The 16,946-nt window shown below is 52.1% G+C and carries 16 protein-coding genes, 1 tRNA gene and 1 riboswitch; of the genes, 6 read left to right on the top strand and 11 right to left on the bottom strand.

The window, feature by feature from the left end; genetic code table 11:
* Positions 1–72: 72 nt before the first annotated feature.
* The 4 genes from pyrG to HRQ60_RS21580 all read right to left on the bottom strand — a co-directional run bounded on the left by pyrG (position 73) and on the right by HRQ60_RS21580 (position 4,861).
* Complete coding sequence (pyrG, locus tag HRQ60_RS21595; protein ID WP_172200158.1) at positions 73–1,677, bottom strand: CTP synthase; 1,605 nt, start codon at positions 1,675–1,677, stop codon at positions 73–75.
* Positions 1,678–1,989: 312 nt separating this feature from the next.
* Positions 1,990–2,496, bottom strand: coding sequence for a DNA-directed RNA polymerase subunit delta (rpoE, locus tag HRQ60_RS21590; RefSeq protein ID WP_216671665.1), 507 nt, complete (start codon positions 2,494–2,496; stop codon positions 1,990–1,992).
* Positions 2,497–2,757: 261 nt separating this feature from the next.
* Positions 2,758–4,437, bottom strand: coding sequence for an arginine--tRNA ligase (gene argS, locus HRQ60_RS21585; RefSeq protein ID WP_172200152.1), 1,680 nt, complete (start codon positions 4,435–4,437; stop codon positions 2,758–2,760).
* A complete protein-coding gene (locus tag HRQ60_RS21580; RefSeq protein WP_172200149.1) occupies positions 4,427–4,861 on the bottom strand; it encodes a YwiB family protein in 435 nt (144 codons plus the stop codon). Before HRQ60_RS21580 ends, argS begins: the two co-directional genes overlap by 11 nt.
* 452 nt (positions 4,862–5,313) lie before the next feature.
* Between HRQ60_RS21580 and HRQ60_RS21575 the strand changes: the two genes are divergently transcribed.
* Positions 5,314–5,991 (top strand): DNA-3-methyladenine glycosylase, encoded by a 678-nt coding sequence (locus tag HRQ60_RS21575; protein ID WP_172200146.1) that lies wholly within the window; start codon positions 5,314–5,316, stop codon positions 5,989–5,991.
* Positions 5,992–6,065: 74 nt separating this feature from the next.
* Here HRQ60_RS21575 and HRQ60_RS21570 read toward each other — a convergent pair whose 3' ends face one another.
* Positions 6,066–6,578, bottom strand: coding sequence for a YwhD family protein (locus HRQ60_RS21570; protein WP_172200143.1), 513 nt, complete (start codon positions 6,576–6,578; stop codon positions 6,066–6,068).
* Between the two features lie 444 nt (positions 6,579–7,022).
* Positions 7,023–7,161: riboswitch (cyclic di-AMP (ydaO/yuaA leader) on the top strand.
* 8 nt (positions 7,162–7,169) lie between these two features.
* Here HRQ60_RS21570 and HRQ60_RS21565 point away from each other — a divergent pair.
* Positions 7,170–7,640 carry a C40 family peptidase gene (locus HRQ60_RS21565; RefSeq protein WP_172200164.1) on the top strand — a complete coding sequence of 157 codons (471 nt, stop codon included), beginning with the start codon at positions 7,170–7,172 and terminating at the stop codon, positions 7,638–7,640.
* 273 nt (positions 7,641–7,913) lie between these two features.
* On the top strand, positions 7,914–8,399 hold the full coding sequence (locus HRQ60_RS21560; protein ID WP_172200140.1) for a GNAT family N-acetyltransferase: 486 nt from the start codon (positions 7,914–7,916) through the stop codon (positions 8,397–8,399).
* Positions 8,400–8,684: 285 nt separating this feature from the next.
* Here HRQ60_RS21560 and HRQ60_RS21555 read toward each other — a convergent pair whose 3' ends face one another.
* Positions 8,685–8,978: a hypothetical protein gene (locus HRQ60_RS21555; protein ID WP_172200137.1), complete on the bottom strand. Its 294-nt coding sequence runs from the start codon at positions 8,976–8,978 to the stop codon at positions 8,685–8,687.
* Positions 8,979–9,311: 333 nt separating this feature from the next.
* On the opposite strand from HRQ60_RS21555, the gene motA reads away from it, so the two are divergent.
* From motA to tadA, 3 genes are all read left to right on the top strand, one after another.
* Entirely contained in the window at positions 9,312–10,112 is an 801-nt protein-coding gene (gene motA / locus HRQ60_RS21550; protein ID WP_172200134.1) for a flagellar motor stator protein MotA, read from the top strand.
* Positions 10,096–10,935, top strand: coding sequence for a flagellar motor protein MotB (locus tag HRQ60_RS21545; protein WP_172200131.1), 840 nt, complete (start codon positions 10,096–10,098; stop codon positions 10,933–10,935). Before motA ends, HRQ60_RS21545 begins: the two co-directional genes overlap by 17 nt.
* Before the next feature lie 206 nt (positions 10,936–11,141).
* A complete protein-coding gene (tadA, locus tag HRQ60_RS21540) occupies positions 11,142–11,690 on the top strand; it encodes a tRNA adenosine(34) deaminase TadA (RefSeq protein ID WP_281358157.1) in 549 nt (182 codons plus the stop codon).
* A gap of 63 nt (positions 11,691–11,753) precedes the next feature.
* Here the strand turns inward: tadA and HRQ60_RS21535 are convergent, their stop codons facing one another.
* From HRQ60_RS21535 to serS, 5 genes are all read right to left on the bottom strand, one after another.
* Positions 11,754–12,848, bottom strand: a complete 1,095-nt coding sequence (locus tag HRQ60_RS21535; protein WP_172200128.1) for a hypothetical protein — start codon at positions 12,846–12,848, stop codon at positions 11,754–11,756.
* Between the two features lie 263 nt (positions 12,849–13,111).
* Complete coding sequence (locus HRQ60_RS21530; RefSeq protein WP_172200125.1) at positions 13,112–14,020, bottom strand: YitT family protein; 909 nt, start codon at positions 14,018–14,020, stop codon at positions 13,112–13,114.
* Between the two features lie 240 nt (positions 14,021–14,260).
* Complete coding sequence (locus tag HRQ60_RS21525) at positions 14,261–15,208, bottom strand: NAD(P)-dependent oxidoreductase (protein ID WP_172200122.1); 948 nt, start codon at positions 15,206–15,208, stop codon at positions 14,261–14,263.
* A gap of 175 nt (positions 15,209–15,383) precedes the next feature.
* Positions 15,384–15,472 (bottom strand) — tRNA-Ser (locus HRQ60_RS21520).
* A gap of 187 nt (positions 15,473–15,659) precedes the next feature.
* Positions 15,660–16,943, bottom strand: a complete 1,284-nt coding sequence (gene serS / locus HRQ60_RS21515) for a serine--tRNA ligase (protein ID WP_172200120.1) — start codon at positions 16,941–16,943, stop codon at positions 15,660–15,662.
* Positions 16,944–16,946: the final 3 nt, after the last annotated feature.

Below are 16,946 nucleotides of genomic sequence, written 5' to 3'. Positions count from 1 at the left end.
CCCCTCGAAAACCCGCTTGAAACATACGTGTTTCCGATGAACGCAAACCTTAGATTTAATTCGGTCAAGGTACTAGTTGATCGAATACGTAATCGAAGCTTTGACAAATTCGCGGAACAGCGGCTGGGGACGGTTCGGTCTGGAAGTGAATTCCGGATGGAACTGTACCGCCAGGAACCAAGGATGGTTCGGCAGTTCGACGATTTCAACCAGACGGCCGTCCGGCGAAGTGCCGGAGATGACCAGACCGGCCGCTTCGATCTGTTCGCGGTAAGCGTTGTTGAACTCGTACCGGTGACGGTGTCTTTCGTAGACCAGCTCGTCGTCGTAGCACTGCATGGCGAGGGATCCTTCCACCAGTTTGCACGGATACAGGCCCAGACGCATCGTGCCGCCCAGATCTTCGATGTCTTTTTGTTCCGGCAGCAGATCGATCACCGGGAATGTCGTAGTCGGATCGATCTCCGAGCTGTTTGCACCTTCCATGTTGGCCAGAGCGCGCGCGTATTCGATGACCGAAACCTGCATACCGAGGCAGATGCCGAAGAACGGAACGTTGTTCTCGCGTGCATAACGGATCGCCGTAATCTTGCCTTCGATCCCCCGGTCGCCGAATCCGCCCGGAACCAGAATGCCTCCGAGGCCGCCAAGCATGTCTTCGACGTTCTCTTCGGTTACTTCTTCGGCATCGACCCAACGGATCTTCACATCCGCATTGGCATCGAAGCCGGCATGGGCCAGCGATTCGACAACGCTCAAATAAGCGTCGTGCAGCGCAACGTATTTGCCGACAATCGCGATTTCGACCGTTTTTTCCAGTTTGCCGATCCGGTCGACGAGCGCTTCCCATTCCGTCATGTCCGGCTGCGGCGTGTCGAGCTTAAGATGCTTGACGACGATCTCGTCCAGGCCTTCGGCACGCAGATTCAACGGAACTTCGTACAGCGTCGCCGCATCGCGGCATTCCACCACGGCGTCTTTGTCCAGATCGCAGAACAGTCCGATCTTCGCTTTGGTGTCTTCGGACAGTTCGTGCTCCGTACGGCACACGATCACGTTCGGCTGAATCCCGATGCTGCGCAGTTCCTTGACACTGTGTTGGGTCGGCTTGGTTTTGATCTCGCCGGCTGCTTTAATGTAAGGAATCAGCGTCACGTGAATGTACATCACGTTGTCGCGGCCTACGTCGCTGCGAAGCTGACGGATCGATTCGAGGAACGGCAAACTCTCGATGTCGCCTACCGTACCACCGATTTCGGTGATGACGACATCGGAACCGGACTCTCGGCCGGCACGCATGATGCGTTCCTTGATTTCGTTCGTGATATGCGGGATAACCTGTACCGTGCCGCCCAGGTATTCGCCCCGGCGCTCTTTGCTGATTACCGAAGAATAGACTTTGCCGGTCGTTACGTTGCTGTTCTTCGAAAGGTTGATATCGATGAAACGTTCATAGTGTCCGAGGTCAAGGTCCGTTTCCGCGCCGTCGTCCGTGACGAACACTTCACCGTGCTGATACGGACTCATCGTTCCCGGGTCCACGTTGATGTATGGATCGAACTTCTGGATGGTCACTTTCAGTCCTCTGTTTTTGAGAAGCCTGCCGAGCGACGCGGCCGTGATGCCTTTGCCAAGCGAAGACACAACCCCGCCCGTTACGAAGATATACTTGGTCACTGTAAAAAACCCCCTGTACTGTAATGATATTTAAATTGCAAACGTTCCGGCGCATCGGGTCTAGCAAATCGGATGGCTGTGCGTATGGAAAATATCCTATAAAAAACAAAAAAAGTGACACCCGTGTCCACGGGGCACTTTTATCGCTTTTTCCATATAAGTCCGTACCTAAATCAAAAGCCCAAGCAATAGTTTACCTTCTGGCCGGAGGGCTGTCAAGCACGGAAAACGGGCTCTTTCGTTCCGTTCGCTATGCCGCTCCGGGTCCGTGAAAAAGAGATTCCAAGGAAGAGTACGACAGCGAAATAGCGCTTAGCTTTTTTCTTCGCCTTCGAACTCCTCTTCTTCTTCCTCTTCCTCTTCCTCTTCTTCCATCTCTTCGCCTTCGATCTCTTCTTCTTCGTCTTCGATCTCGTCGTCGACGATTACGTCTTCGTCCGCGTCTTCTTCGTCGGCATCGAACAGATCGTCGTCTTCGTCCTCATCGGCCGAATCGAAAGCTTCTTCGTCCGGACTGAATACGGCTTCGTCTTCCAGATCGTCGTCGTCTTCGTCGTTGATGATACGCGGACGTTTCGTACCCAGAATCGGATCTTCGGATTTCTCCAGCGGATACCAGCGTTTCAGACCCCACAGGTTGGTGCCTACGCAGGCAAAACGGCCATCGATATTGATTTCCGTATACAGCTGGGCAATCATATTCTGGGCTTCTGCCTGAGTGAGGCCGCGGTGACGCGCCACTTCTTTCATCAGGTCCGGGTAATAGTAAGGCTCGTTGGCTTTCTTCAAAATCAAGAACGCCAAATCGACCATCGGCATTTCGCGAATCTTCTCGGTATCGATCGACAATTCAATCGGTGCAGGTGTCAAATGGACACTTCCTCTCAAAACATAATGCAACTCGGATCAAACAAAAAAAGTCAACATAAGTAAAACGCATTCGCGCGTAAAAAGCAAGGCGGCCGAACGATTTTCCGGCGGTCGCCTAAAAAGACATCGGAATCTCCGGATTTCGCAGCCGTTAGGCAGCCTTGGCAGCCTGTCCGAAAAACGCGCCGGCCGCCAAGGCTGCAGCGGACGTTACATCCGATCCGGTGCCGATACCCCGATAAGCCGCAGCACATTCGCGATCACGGTGCGAATCGCACCGAGCAGCGCCAGACGGGCCTGGGTCAGCGCGTCGTCTTCCGTAATAAAGCGTTCCGCTTTGTAGTAGCTGTGAAGCATGGCGGCCACTTCGTACACGTAACGGGTCAAACGGTGCGGCGCATAGCCTTCGGCGGTGATACGGATCTCTTCCGGCAGCTCGCCGATCTTGCGAAGCAGATCATATTCGTGCGGAGCCGTCAGCTTGCTCAGGTCGACCTGATCGAGCGGCAGCACCGTTACGTTCTTCTCTTCGGCCTGACGGAAAATACTGCAGATGCGCGCATGCGCGTACTGTACGTAGAAGGCCGGGTTCTCGTTCGATGTCGAAACCGCAAGGTCCATATCGAAGTCCAGGTGCGAATCCATGCTGCGCATCGTGAAGAAGTAACGCATCGGATCGATGCCCACTTCGTCCATCAGCTCTTCCATCGTAACGGCTTTGCCGGTCCGCTTGGACATCTTGACCTTCTCGCCGCCCTGGAACAGGCTGACCATCTGCGCGATCAGTACGATCAGCTTCTCGGGATCGTTGCCGAGTCCCTGCATGGCGGCTTTCATCCGCGGAATGTATCCGTGGTGATCGGCGCCCCAGATATTCATGACCTTGTCGAAACCGCGGGCGTACTTGTCGCGGTGATAAGCGATATCCGGTGTCAGATAGGTGTAGGTGCCGTCATTCTTGATCAGCACACGGTCTTTGTCGTCGCCGTATTTGGTCGTTCGGAGCCAGGTGGCCCCGTCGAGTTCATAGACTTCGTCGCGGCCGCGCAGTTCGTCGAGCGCATCCAGCACCTGTCCGTTCTCGTACAGGGAAGTTTCGCTGAAGAAGACGTCGAAGTGCACCCGGAAACGGTCGAGGTCGCGGCGGATCTTCTGCATTTCCTTTTCCAGTCCGTAGGTGCGCAGATACTCCATCCGTTCGCTCTGGCTCATCGACACCAGGCGATCGCCTTCAAGTTCGACCAATTCCTTGGCAAAACCTTTGATATCCTCGCCGTAATATCCGTCTTCGGGCATCTGCGCATCCTGGCCCAGTTCCTGAAGATAGCGGGCTTCGATCGAGACGCACAGGTTCATGACCTGGTTGCCGGCATCGTTGATGTAGTATTCGCGTGTTACGCCGTACCCGGCGAAGTCGAGTACGTTGCAGAGCGCATCACCAACGGCCGCTCCGCGGGCATGGCCCAGATGCAGGCTGCCGGTCGGGTTCGCGCTGACGAATTCGAGCTGGACGCGCTTGCCTTTGCCGTCTTCGATCCGTCCGTAGTTCTCGCCCTGCGCATGAATCGTGCCGACGACCGGATACAGATAGCTCTTGTTGAGCGTAAAGTTGATGAAGCCCGGTCCGGCGATCTCGGTACGTTCGATCCCGGCCGATTCGCGGTCCAGGTTCTCGAGGATCGCTTCGGCGATCGCACGCGGGTTCTTCTTGGCGAGACGGGTCAGCTGCATCGCCGCATTGGTGGACAAATCGCCGTGGGTCTTGTCTTTGGGTACCTCCAGCGCAATGTCCGGAATATCGGCTTCGGCCACAAGGCCGGATTTGGCAATCGCCTGAGCGACAGCTGTTCTGACGGTATTTTCAAGCTGTTCGAGCGGGTTAATCGTCATGTCGGTTGACTTCCTCCTGTATGGTTAAGCTAACGGCAAACTGGCCCGAGATGGCATCATGGACTTCCAATTCGTACGCCCAAAAAATCTCTCCCGCCGAACCTTCCATGCGTATGCTCAGCTCCCGGGTATGGGTAACCAGCGTAAAACGCGTGTAAGGCGAACGGTAAAAACCAGGCAGACTGCTTCCTAGGCGGAAGGACTGCTCCGATTCGACCTCGCCGTGGCGGATGACTTTCAATTCTTCCTGCGTGATCTTGAGCAGCGTCCGTACGCTTCCCGGATTTCCGCTTGCACCCGGCTCCTCATAACGAAGATACAAGGCTTTGTCTTTCCGAAAAAGCTGCCCGGCGAGCGTCTGCTCGACCGTTTCTTCGCCTTGCCTGCTGTTGATTGTAATCAGGACGCGGCTCGTATCTGACATAACGCTTCCGCTCCAATCCGTTTAATGAAGATTTCTTCTATAGTACTATAGCATATTCCGTTATTCGGACCTAGTACCTTGACCGAATCAAATCTGGGGTTTGCGTTCATCGGAAACACGCACGGTTCAAGCGGGTTTTCGAGGGGCGTAACCTAACCTCTTTATCGGTCAAGGGACTAGTACCTTGACCGAATTAAATCTAAGGTTTGCGTTCATCGGAAACACGTATGTTTCAAGCGGGTTTTCGAGGGGCGTAACCTAACATCATTATCGGTCAAGGTACTAGTGCTTGCCACGAGTACAAACAGTCCTTGGGCAAAAAAAGGCCGACTTCCGCGTTTCTGGCGAAAGCATGCGGTCTCGGCCCGGGTTTACGCGTGCCGCGGACGTTTATTAAAATAAAGAAGAATCCGATGAAAGCCTACCGGAATCCGCGAAAAGGAGGTATCCCGATGCAGTCCCTCACGCCGAATCCAACGCCGGGCGGCTTCCGCCCCCTCCCGGCTTCCCTGTTCGCCTCGACCGCGCTTGAAGCGTCTCCGCGGCTGCTGGGCCAGACGTTGGTACGCCGCACCGAATTCGGAGAGATCCGCAGCCGGATTATCGAGACGGAGAGTTACGGCGGTATCGAAGACAAAGGCAGCCATGCCTACGGCGGCCGGCGAACCCCCCGCACGGAGATCATGTTCGGAACCGGGGGACCGGCCTATATCTATCTGATCTACGGCATGTACCACTGCCTGAACGTCGTCACGGGAGAAAAAGACAACCCGCAGGCCGTGCTGATCCGAGCCGTGGAGCCGCTCACCGAAGAAGACGAGCGGCGCATGCGCTTTTTCCGCAGGATCAAATCGAAGAAAGCGTCCGATCTGTCCAGCGGACCGGGCAAGCTGTGCCGGGCGCTGGATATCGACAAATCGCTCAACGGCTGCCGCCTGACCGTACCGACCAGCCCGCTGTATCTTGAAGCCGGCGACGATCCCGCTTCGCTGAAGATCATGTGCGGTCCGCGTATCAATATCGACTATGCGGAAGAATATGCGGCCGAACCTTGGCGCTTTTTGATTAAAGACCATCCGTACGTCTCGATCCACGACAAGACCCATCCGCCGAAGCGATTTTATTTGTAAAAAAAGCGCCGGTCCCGCAAAGGGATCGGCGCTTCTTCGTCATTTAGGCAAAAATACGATAACAGGCAGGGCGATTAAACGCTCAGGGCTTCCTTGAGCTCTTCCGGCGAACGGTTCCACCATTCTTCGTTGTGCGCCGTCAGCAGCGTCTTGAGCGCCGTCTTGGCTCCGTCGTCCATTTCACCGAGCATAATCTTGCGCTTGATCGCATAATCGAGTTTGTTTACGTGATCGGCCAGAATCTTGAAGCCTCGCTTGGTTTCGCTGTTGATCCACATCTCGCAGGCCGTCGCTCCGGCATAGCTTCCGCCTTCTTCCGTCTTGTCCACCGCCACCCAGACCAGCCATACGCGGCGTCCGCCTTCGGCATCCATGCGCTCGGCGGTAAACTTGATACCCCGCTCCACTTTGCTCTTCGCGTGCATGGCGCCTACATCGATCTTGGCTTCGCCTTCGTCTATGATAATCGGGGATACATTGTTTAAGTTAATGGCGCCGGTACCGAAACCCTTATGTTTGCTGCTCTTTTGGCTGCTGCTGATGATGTTGAGCCCAAGCTGTTTTTTACCTGTCTGATTGTCTTCCATGGCGGGAGTCCGCACCCCTTTCGGCGATTAAATTCATCCAAATTCTTGCAAAAAATTAATCTTTTTTCATGAAACTCTTCATCTTCTTCTATTCTATCCGATAAAAAGACGAAAGCAAAACAAAACACCCGGGTCCCTATTTGATAAACCGCAGGGTAAAGTCGCTTAAAAGCCTCTCGGAAGATAGGAAGCTTCGTAAATTTATGTGAACATTCTCTTTTTTAACTTTCGCAAAACCGCATAGCCGCGCGGTTTGCACGTTTTGATGGAAGGTCCGCGTCAAACACGCATCAAAACAATGTTAAATAAAGGTTTGCCAACGGCTAAGTCCTTTGCTACAATGTGTTTTGTGAGTAGTAACAACTTTGTAAACTTTGATTGAAGCCATAGAAATTGCGCATTTTGACAACGACGGAAGAATATCCGAAGCTTTATCGGTGCAAACCAAGATCTGAGCCTAATTCAGGCACCGGGAAGCGGGGGAACCAGTTATGGGTGAATTGACTTCGCAACGAAGGAGTCATAGGGGGACCTTCTCAACCGAATCCTTAAGCTAACCTCGCAGGCAAACATGGAAGGGGTACAATGTCTTTGAAGAAGAAGCTGACAGCCGCAGTAATGGGTCTCGCTATCGCCTTTAGCGTAGCAAGCGCAGGAAATGCTCATGCAGACTCCCAATTGGACAACGTAATCGACTCTGTAGTTGGAACACCTTATCGCACAGCAGGAACTACACCTAACGGCTTTGACTGCTCGGGATTCACAAGTTATGTCTTCGACAAACTCAAAATCAACCTGCCGCGCCAATCTTCTTCGCAGTACAGCGCCGGTTCCAAAGTTGACAAGAGCGACCTGCGTGCGGGAGATCTGGTATTCTTCAACACGAACGGCCGGGGCATTTCCCATGTGGGCATCTATGTAGGCAACGGCAAATTCGCCCATTCGTCGTCTTCGAACGGAGTTCGCTACGACAGCCTGGGCTCGAGTTATTATGCCGAACGTTACGTTGGAGCCGCTCGCGTCATGAGCACATCCACGTATTCGTCCCTTGCCAGCAACTAAAATCGAATTCTTTCTAGGATCCTACAGATCCGTTCCATAACTTTATCTATGAATTCTGAAGCCGTATTGGATGAGTGCAATCATCCGATGCGGTTTTTTCATGTGTTCGGTGGATCGAAATCCTGTTTCATTTCTCTTTTAAACGGTTGTAAGCTTGAAAAGGTTTCAAATGCCGTGTAAATCTTGTCTTACAAAATATTACCCGCGAGCGGAACGCTTAAACGCATTCTCCCATTTTATTGGGCATCTTTTATATGAAGGAGACGAACGACTATGCACGCGCAGCCTTTCGAAGTTCATCCGATGACCGAGCGGGAAGCGGAAGCCGTCTGCGGTTGGCAGTACGACTTCCCCTATGATATCTACGGCTGGATGCCCTGGGAAGAAGTCAAACAGCTCGGGATCGAATTCGGCGATCCCGAGCTGCGCGAACAGCAGTATGTGACAGTCTATCAAGGCGAGGATCTGTGCGGGTTTGCCCAGCTCTTCCCGCTCGGCGGCACAACTCGCCTCGGCATCGGCATGCGCCCCGATCTGTGCGGCCGCGGGACGGGTCCGGAGTTTGTCCGCGCCGTTACGGCAGAAGCCCTGCGGCGCATTCCCGGCCAGGAGATCGACCTGGAGGTGCTCACCTGGAATCAGCGCGCGATCAAAGCCTACCGTAAAGCCGGCTTTCATATCACCGATCTGTACGAACGGATGACACCGGGCGGCATGAAGCCGTTCTACTGCATGGTCTACGAGGAGCCGGCGGAGTAGATCCGGCTCCTCGCACAGACGAACCCGGCGGCACCGATACCCGATCATGGTCGCGCGCCCAATTGAGCGGCACAGACCGCCTGGTTGGCTTTGCCGCCCGGAAGCAGATGCCTGGACGTCCCCCAGCCGCGTCTCGCCCTGATCGGGCATACACCCGCTTTCCATGACTACATCCCTATTCAAAAAGCCGGCGCACCACGATTCGCGGTGCGCCGGCTTTTTGGGCTCATCCAAGGCAGATTCTGTGCGTTTCCTTCCACGATGCCCCCGCTTCTTCGGATCAAATCAGATCAAAGGCACAAAGGTCATCTGCTTGTCTCCGATCAGTACGTTGATCCGATGAAGATCCGCATCGTGGATCACGACCGCGCTGCCTACACCGATCGACGGCTGGGTGCCCAGTCCATAGAACAGATCTTCCGCCAGCGCTTCCTGGACTTCGAGACGGTCTTCCGTTCCCATACGTTCCCAGTCTTCCGAATCCATTTCGAAGAACAAATAACTGTCCGGAATCAATGAGACCGCTTTCGTCAAATCCTGCAGGATATCCCCGTAATCTCTTCCGTGTTTAACTCCCATTGCTTCTGCTCCTTTTTTTGTACATTATTGTGAACCGGCTATCTTATTTTCATTATAGCGCAATTTATCTCTTAAAAAAAAAGCTCCCCTTGTCGATAAAAAACATATCGAGCCATAGGGTGTTTTTAGTCGAAAATCGCCTGACGATGCCGTTGTCCGAATATTTGGACTGTTGAACAGGTTTCGCTTCATCGAATGCGTACCATCCGGCAGTCCCGTTTGAAGCTCGTACGAGAAGGTCGCCTACGTTTTCCGTTTTGTTTCTTGCAGTTCGCAAAGGCCAGGGATGGCCGTGCTTATGAAGTTTTATATTCTCATGGATGAGGTGCTTACATGGAATTATCGTCTCTTATCGGTCTGGTTCTCGCTCTGGTTTCCATTTTTGTCGGCATGATTTTGAAAGGTGCTCCGTTGGGTGCCCTGATGGTGCCGGCGGCCTATCTTATCATTATTGGAGGTACCGTTTCAACCATATTCGTCGGTTTCCCGATGAGTGACCTGAAAAATTTCCCGAAGCTCGTCAAGATCTTTCTGTTCAAACCCAAATTGATCGACAAGCCCGAGCTGGTTGGCATGTTTATGGATTGGGCATCGATCACGCGGCGCGAAGGCCTGCTGGCGCTCGAGTCCAAAGTTGACGAAATCGATGACGACTTCCTGCGCAACGGGATGCGGATGATCATCGACGGCAACGATCAGGAGTTTGTCAGCGATGTGCTGATGGAAGATATTCATGCTATGGAAGAACGTCACCGCGTAGGCGCGCAGATCTTCTCCCAGGCGGGCATGTATGCTCCGACGCTCGGCGTTCTCGGCGCCGTAGTCGGTCTGATTGCCGCATTGGGCGAACTTGAAGACATGAACAAACTGGCCCACGCCATCGCCGCAGCGTTCATTGCCACCCTGCTCGGTATCTTTGTCGGCTATGTTGTGGCCCACCCGATCTCCAACAAGCTTAAACGGATCTCCAAGAAAGAAGTGGAAGTTCGTATGATGATGGTTGAAGGTCTGCTGTCCATTCAATCGGGCGTATCGACTATTGCCATCAATCAAAAACTTGCCGTATTCCTGACTCCTACGGAACGCAAGAAATTAGAAGAAAAGGGAGGCGCTTCGGGTGGCCAAGAAAGCTAGACCGGAACACCACGAAGAACATGCCGACGAGAGTTGGCTTCTTCCTTATTCCGACCTTATGACCCTGCTGCTCGCTCTGTTCATCGTCTTGTATGCCATGAGTTCGGCCAATGTCAGCAAATTCGAAGCCATGGCCGAAGCGTTCGACTCCGTGTTCAACGGAGGTAAGAGTATTATGGATTACACCTCTACTACGGAAGACAGCAAAACGCAGGACGGGTCCAAAACCGTAGAGGAAATGGCCAAGGAGGCAGACATCACCACGGCCAAGAAGAAAGACACGGCTGATGAGACGCTCGCCAAATTGAAGAAAAAAGAACAGGAAGATCTGACCAAGCTGAAAAAGCAGCTGGACAGTTATATTACCAAAAACGGTCTCAGCACTCAACTGGAGACGAATCTCAATCAGTCGCAGCTCCAGATCACGATCAGCGACAAAGCGCTGTTCGCTTCCGGCGAATCCACGGTCAAACCGAATTCCCGTACCCTGGCAGCCGCGATTGCGAATATCCTCAAAAATTTCCCGGGTTACAACATTCAGGTTATCGGCCATACCGACAATATCCCGATCTCCAACAACGCATTTAAGTCCAACTGGGATCTCAGCTCGGGCCGGGCCAATAACTTCATGCAGGTGCTGCTCAAAAATCCGAATCTGGATCCGGTCCGCTTTACTTCGATCGCAGCAGGAGAGTATCATCCGGTTGCTTCGAATGCCACGGCTTCCGGCCGCGCGCAGAATCGCCGTGTTGAAGTTTCGATTATCCGGAACTATCAAGACGCGGAGAACAAGATCAGTGCAACAAATACCAAGTCGCCTTAATCCGATTTACCCTCTGCCTCTTTCTTCGGAAAGGGGCTTTATTTATCCACAGCCAATTCACAAATTCACAAAGTTCATGTAGAATATGTGCATAACCCTGTGGACTACTGCTTACTTATCCACAATTTTGTACACACCATGTTAACACCAGAATACTTGTTCGATGGATATCTCGTTTTCGGACAGAAGAAAGGGGCTTTATCGTTTTGGAATTCCCGGATCCTTACAGCCATGAATACTGGATGCGCTTTGCTATCGAAGAAGCCGAAAAAGCCAAAGCGATCGGCGAAGTCCCGATCGGCGCAATCCTGGTTCGAGGCGGAGAAATTATCGGTCGGGGCTACAATCTGCGGGAAACGACACATGACGCTACGGCGCACGCGGAGATGATTGCTATTCGGGAAGCCAGCGAACGGATCGGCGCCTGGCGGCTTCTCGACTGTACCCTTTACGTCACGCTTGAACCCTGTCCGATGTGCGCCGGTGCAATTGTACAAGGACGCGTGCCTTTGGTCGTCTACGGAACGCCGGATCCCAAAGCCGGATGTGCAGGCACGCTGATGAATCTGCTGCAGGAGCCCCGCTTCAACCATCGGACCGAACTGATCGAAGGTGTGCTGCAGGAAGAATGCGCGGCGATGCTGTCCGACTTTTTCCGCGATCTTCGCCGACGCATGAAAGAACGCAAAGCACTCCGCCAGGCAGAAGCCGAATACGCCGTAGAACTGTCCCCAACCGATCAGGAAATCGAATAAATCGATACACACCAAAAAGGCGGCCCTGGGGGCCGCCTTTTCTTGTTGAAACGGTTGGAGATCTTAGTAGTTCATGTTTTCCAGTTCGTCCATTGTGATTGTATCTGTTGGGATACCTACTTCGAACGTCTGTTTTTCGTTTACTTTGCTGTAAGTCGACGAACCGGTCAGGGACACTTTACCCGAAGTTTCGGATTCCGGATCCTGGAAGTTAACGTCCATCGTCATCTTCTGGTGAATCGGGAATTTGTCCGCATTCAGTGCCGTGTCGATCTGGAACGTGTTCACAGTCAGGTATTTTTTCATTTCTTCAAGATCTTTGTTCATTTGCTCGTTGTCCGTTGTGCTCAGTTCGCTTTTCGCGTCTTTGAGATCCTGTTCGGTCATGCCGAGCATTTCACGGTATTCCGGCGTATCCAGCGTTTCGATCACTTTCGGCAGGGCTACGTTAACCAGAGTCGTAATCGCGTCTTTTACATTGTCGTTCGTTACTTCGAAGCGAACAACGTCTTCCGCTTTTACGCCTTCAGGAAGTCCGGCATCGCCAGGAGCGATTTTCTTGAAGTATTTGCCTTCGTCAAAACTGTCCAGAACCGCTGCGCTCAGGTCCGCGCTCAGCTTCTGCGAGTTTTTCGGATCCAGCATAGCGTCATTGAATTCGGTTCCTTGTTCGGCTGCCAGTTCTTTCAGATCAAGTTCGATGAACTTGCCAACAATGTCCTGCGGCAGTGGGAGAATAGCAATGTTCGGAACTTTTACGTACATTTTTTCTTTGGTCATTACGATTGGAAGCTTGATCGTCATTTCCATGTCGCCTTTAAGTTTGACTTCGAGGTTCATTTCGGCCTGCATCGGGTCGCCTTGGTATACGGTCTTCATATTGAATTCCGCGCCTTTGAGCATGCTGACCACTTGGTTCACGCTTGCCGTGTCGGCACTGGACGGAGGAACCGTAACCGTCAGTTCATTCATGGTAAAGTTACTGTCCATTTGATAAGAAGTGACTGCTGCAGCGCTTGCTACCGAAGCTTTCAGCAGGGCTTTCGGTGTTGCTTCGGCTTTTGCAGCCGGGCTTGCCGCATTGTTACCGCAGCCGGACAATACGAGCGTACCAGCCATAACCAATGCGCCAAAACTTCCGAATAATTTTTTGTTCATGTTTTGTTCTCCCCTTTAGATCTGTATGTGTTTTAAATCGTCCTGTTACCCTCTTACCCCAACGGTTAAACATCGAAACTCTCAAACCCTTGAATTTCCATCTAATCGGCTTATGTTTCCGGACTCGTCTAAGTATACGTGAATCTGTTTCGAAAAGTTTCAAAATTCCAAAATCGGCCAATAAGCCTTATAAAAAAGACAGGTCCCAAGAACCATTCAGGCTCTTAAGTCCTGCCTTAATACCCTTTTATTAACAAGGATAATTAATGGATATCTTTTTTCTTGAAGCGGCCGCCTTTGACATCATGGATATTTCCGATAGCCAGAAAAGCTTTGTCGTCGAATTGATTCACGATCTCTTTGAGCTTGGCTTCTTCAAGCCGGGTAATCACGCAGAAAATGACTTTCTTCGGGTCTCCCGTAAATCCGCCCTCGCCAGCCAGATACGTGACTCCGCGTCCCAAACGGTCCAGAATCGCGTTGCCGATCTCGTCGATCTGATCGCTGATGATCCATACCGATTTGGATTCGTTCATTCCTTCAATAGTCACATCGATCATCTTATAGGCGATATAGTAGGCAAGAATCGAGAATAAAGCCTGGTCCCAACCGAATACAAAGCCTGCTCCGGATAAAATGAACAAGTTGACGAACATGACGATTTCCCCGACGGAAAAAGGCGTTTTGCGGGAAACCAGAATAGCGATAATCTCCGTTCCGTCGAGCGAACCGCCGTTGCGAATGACGATTCCCGTACCGACACCCAGAAAAATACCGCCGAACACAAAAGCAAGCAGGCTATCCGACACGAACGCCTCCACAGGGTGAAGCAGCACGGTACCGATCGAAAGAACCGTAATACCAAGCAGCGTGGATAAAGCAAAAGTCTTGCCGATCTGTTTATAACCGACAATAAGAAAAGGGAGGTTTAAGATAAATAGGAAAATACCGAGTTTCCAACCGCTGAGATAAGAGGCCATCACCGAAATGCCGGTAATTCCGCCGTCGGTGATCTCGTTTGGGACGAGGAAAAGCTCCAAAGCAACGGCAACCATCACTGCGCCGAAGACGATAAAAAAGGTTCTCGTTACAATTTGCTTAACCGTTCTTTTTCCATGTGCACGCGGTGCAGAAGGCTTGCGTGCCGGAGCCGGGGTTAGGGTTTCATTCATTATTCACTTTCCTTCCCTTGGATTGGATGCGGCTATAGGGTCTCTCCTTTACCGATAAATGGTCGCCGTATACTTCTGCATACAAGTATTCCTCTCAATTATGCCATATCCTTTGACAGTTTGTCTCGTTTTCAACTTGTTTTCCGGCAAAAGGAACTGTATACTTATACATTTTTTCGTTTCAGCATACATAAAAACCGCCTCTCCGGGTGTAGAAGAAGGCGGCTGACTTTGGCACTGCTATGGAAGTTGATTGAGTTTGCTTGCGGGGGCTTCTCCGTTTTCGACACGTTTTATATTCTCTATGAAGAAATCGTATCTTTTTCTGTGAAACTTCCGACCGTCCGGCATCCCCGCAGTATGGGGAGTCAGAATCACATTATTCAGATGGCGAAGCTCGCTGTCCAGGGAAAGAGGCTCGGATTCGAACACATCCAGACAGGCGCCTGCAATATCCCCATTTTTTAAAGCATGGATCAAGTCTTGTTCGTCGACAATCCCTCCGCGGGCCGTATTGATAAAAAGCGCATTTTTCTTCATTTTCTTGAATGCCTTTTTGTCGATCAGCCGCTTGGTCTGTTCATTCAGGGGAAGGTGTACGCTGATGATGTCCGATGTGCTCAGCAGGGTATCCAAATCTGTCCTTTGAGCCAAATCGTCAGGTTGGACAGCGCCCGTTTTCCCATAAGCCTGCACCTTCATATCAAAAACATTACAAAACGCAGCCACTTTTTTGCCGATAGCGCCCAGACCGATAATGCCAATCGTTTGGCCTTCCAGTTCACTTCCCGTATAGTCCAATCGACTCTCGTCTTCTCTGTTCTTCATGAAGCGATCCAGAAACGGGATATTCTTATAGTAGGACAAGATCAAAGCCATAACGTGCTCGGCCACCGCCTGCGCATTCACTCCTGCCGCATTGGCCACCCAAATGCCAAGCTGCGTACAGGCGGGTACATCGACGTTATCAAATCCCGCGCCTGTCTGAACCAGTTTCAATTTTGGGGCGCGAGAAAGAAGTGAATGATCCACTTGGATAGGTTCGGGGATGATGACGTGACAATCTGCAATATGATCCAGCATTTCGTTTCCCGGCGGGACAATGACAACATTCCAGTCTTGAGGGAAATACTTCACGAGAGTTGACTGCGAAACCTCGCTAAAATAACCCACAATGAGAATCTTCATGGCGGTACCCCTTTCCTTTATTAACGACCATTTTAAACCTGGAAAATAAGATTGTAAAATGGAGGGAACGATCGAAAGGAGCGCAGCACAAAAAACGCACTTCCCGTTATTCAACGGTAAAGTGCGTTTCGGTTAGACTCGCCGCATACCCTATGCAGCAAGGGGAATTTTAAACTGGCGGAGAGGATGGGATTCGAACCCATGTGGAGTTGCCCCCTAACGGTTTTCAAGACCGCCCCGTTATGACCGCTTCGGTACCTCTCCGAGTATTCAAATTGCATACCCCTCTGGGCAAAGCGATTTGAAGAATTCTGCGCCTAGCGAAAATCTCTTAATCTTGTTAGTAGGCCTGGACGATTCGTAAATGTCCGTTCCTATCATATCGCATCGCTCCGCTTCGCGCAAGGTCTATAACTTGGCACAAAACGAAGCGGCGGATAGGACTCAAGCTTTACGCGTTGGGAGCAATCACTTTCACACCACGCATGTAAGGTTGAAGAACCTCGGGGATGACGACACTGCCGTCTTCCTGTTGGTAATTCTCTAGAATAGCGGCAACGGTACGGCCTACGGCGAGACCCGAACCGTTGAGGGTATGCACGAATTCCGGCTTGCCTTTCGGTTCGCGGCGGAAACGGATGCTGGCCCGGCGAGCCTGGAAGTCTTCGACGTTTGAGCACGAAGAAATCTCGCGGTACATGCCGCTTTCCGGCAGCCACACTTCGAGATCGTACGTCTTGGCGGCCGTAAAGCCCATATCCGCCGTGCACAGCACGATGACGCGGTAAGGCAGGCCCAGCAGCTGCAGCACGCGTTCCGCGTTAGCCGTCATCTGCTCCAGTTCGTCGTACGAATGATCCGGATGCACGATCTTGATCATTTCGACTTTGTTGAACTGGTGCTGACGGATCAGCCCGCGCGTATCGCGTCCGGCCGAACCGGCTTCGGAGCGGAAGCAGGCGCTGTAGGCGATATACTTTTTGGGCAGATCGGCCGCTTCGAGGATCTCGTCGCGGTGATAATTCGTCACCGGCACTTCGGCGGTCGGAATCAGATAATACTCCGTATCCTTCAGCTTGAACAGATCTTCTTCGAACTTCGGCAGCTGTCCGGTTCCGTAGAGGCTGTCCTGGTTGACGATATACGGAGGAAGCATCTCTTCGTAGCCGTGCTCTTCGCTGTGCAGGTCCATCATGAAGTTGATCAGCGCACGTTCCAGGCGGGCGCCGAGGCCCTTGTAGAACGTAAAACGCGATCCTGTGACTTTGGCTGCCGCTTCGAAATCGAGGATGCCCAGATTCTGCGCCGCTTCCCAATGGGCTTTTGGCGTAAAATCGAACTCGCGCGGTTCGCCGACACGACGGATTTCGACGTTGTCGTCTTCGGATGCGCCAAGCGGCACGCTCTCGTTCGGAATATTCGGAATCGCCATCGTGATCGTATCGATTTCCGTTTCCAGGCTGCGGACTTCTTCATCCAGCTGCTTGATCCGGTCGGAAACTTCGCGCATTTCGGCAATCAGATCGTCCGCATTTTCCCGATTTTTCTTCAGCTTGGCGACTTCTCCGGAAACGGTATTGCGGCGGTTCTTCAGCGTCTCGACTTCCTGAAGTTTCTCGCGGCGTTCACCGTCGAGACTCGGGAAACCGGCAATCAAGTCTTCCGACTTGCCGCGGTTTGCAAGCGCCTGTTTGACGCGGTCGTACTCGTTTCTCAATATTTTTACATCCAGCACGGG

It is taken from the genome of Saccharibacillus qingshengii, from assembly GCF_013185195.1.
GTDB classification, from domain to species: Bacteria; Bacillota; Bacilli; order Paenibacillales; family Paenibacillaceae; genus Saccharibacillus; species Saccharibacillus qingshengii.
This window is presented reverse-complemented; position numbering and strand designations above follow the sequence as displayed.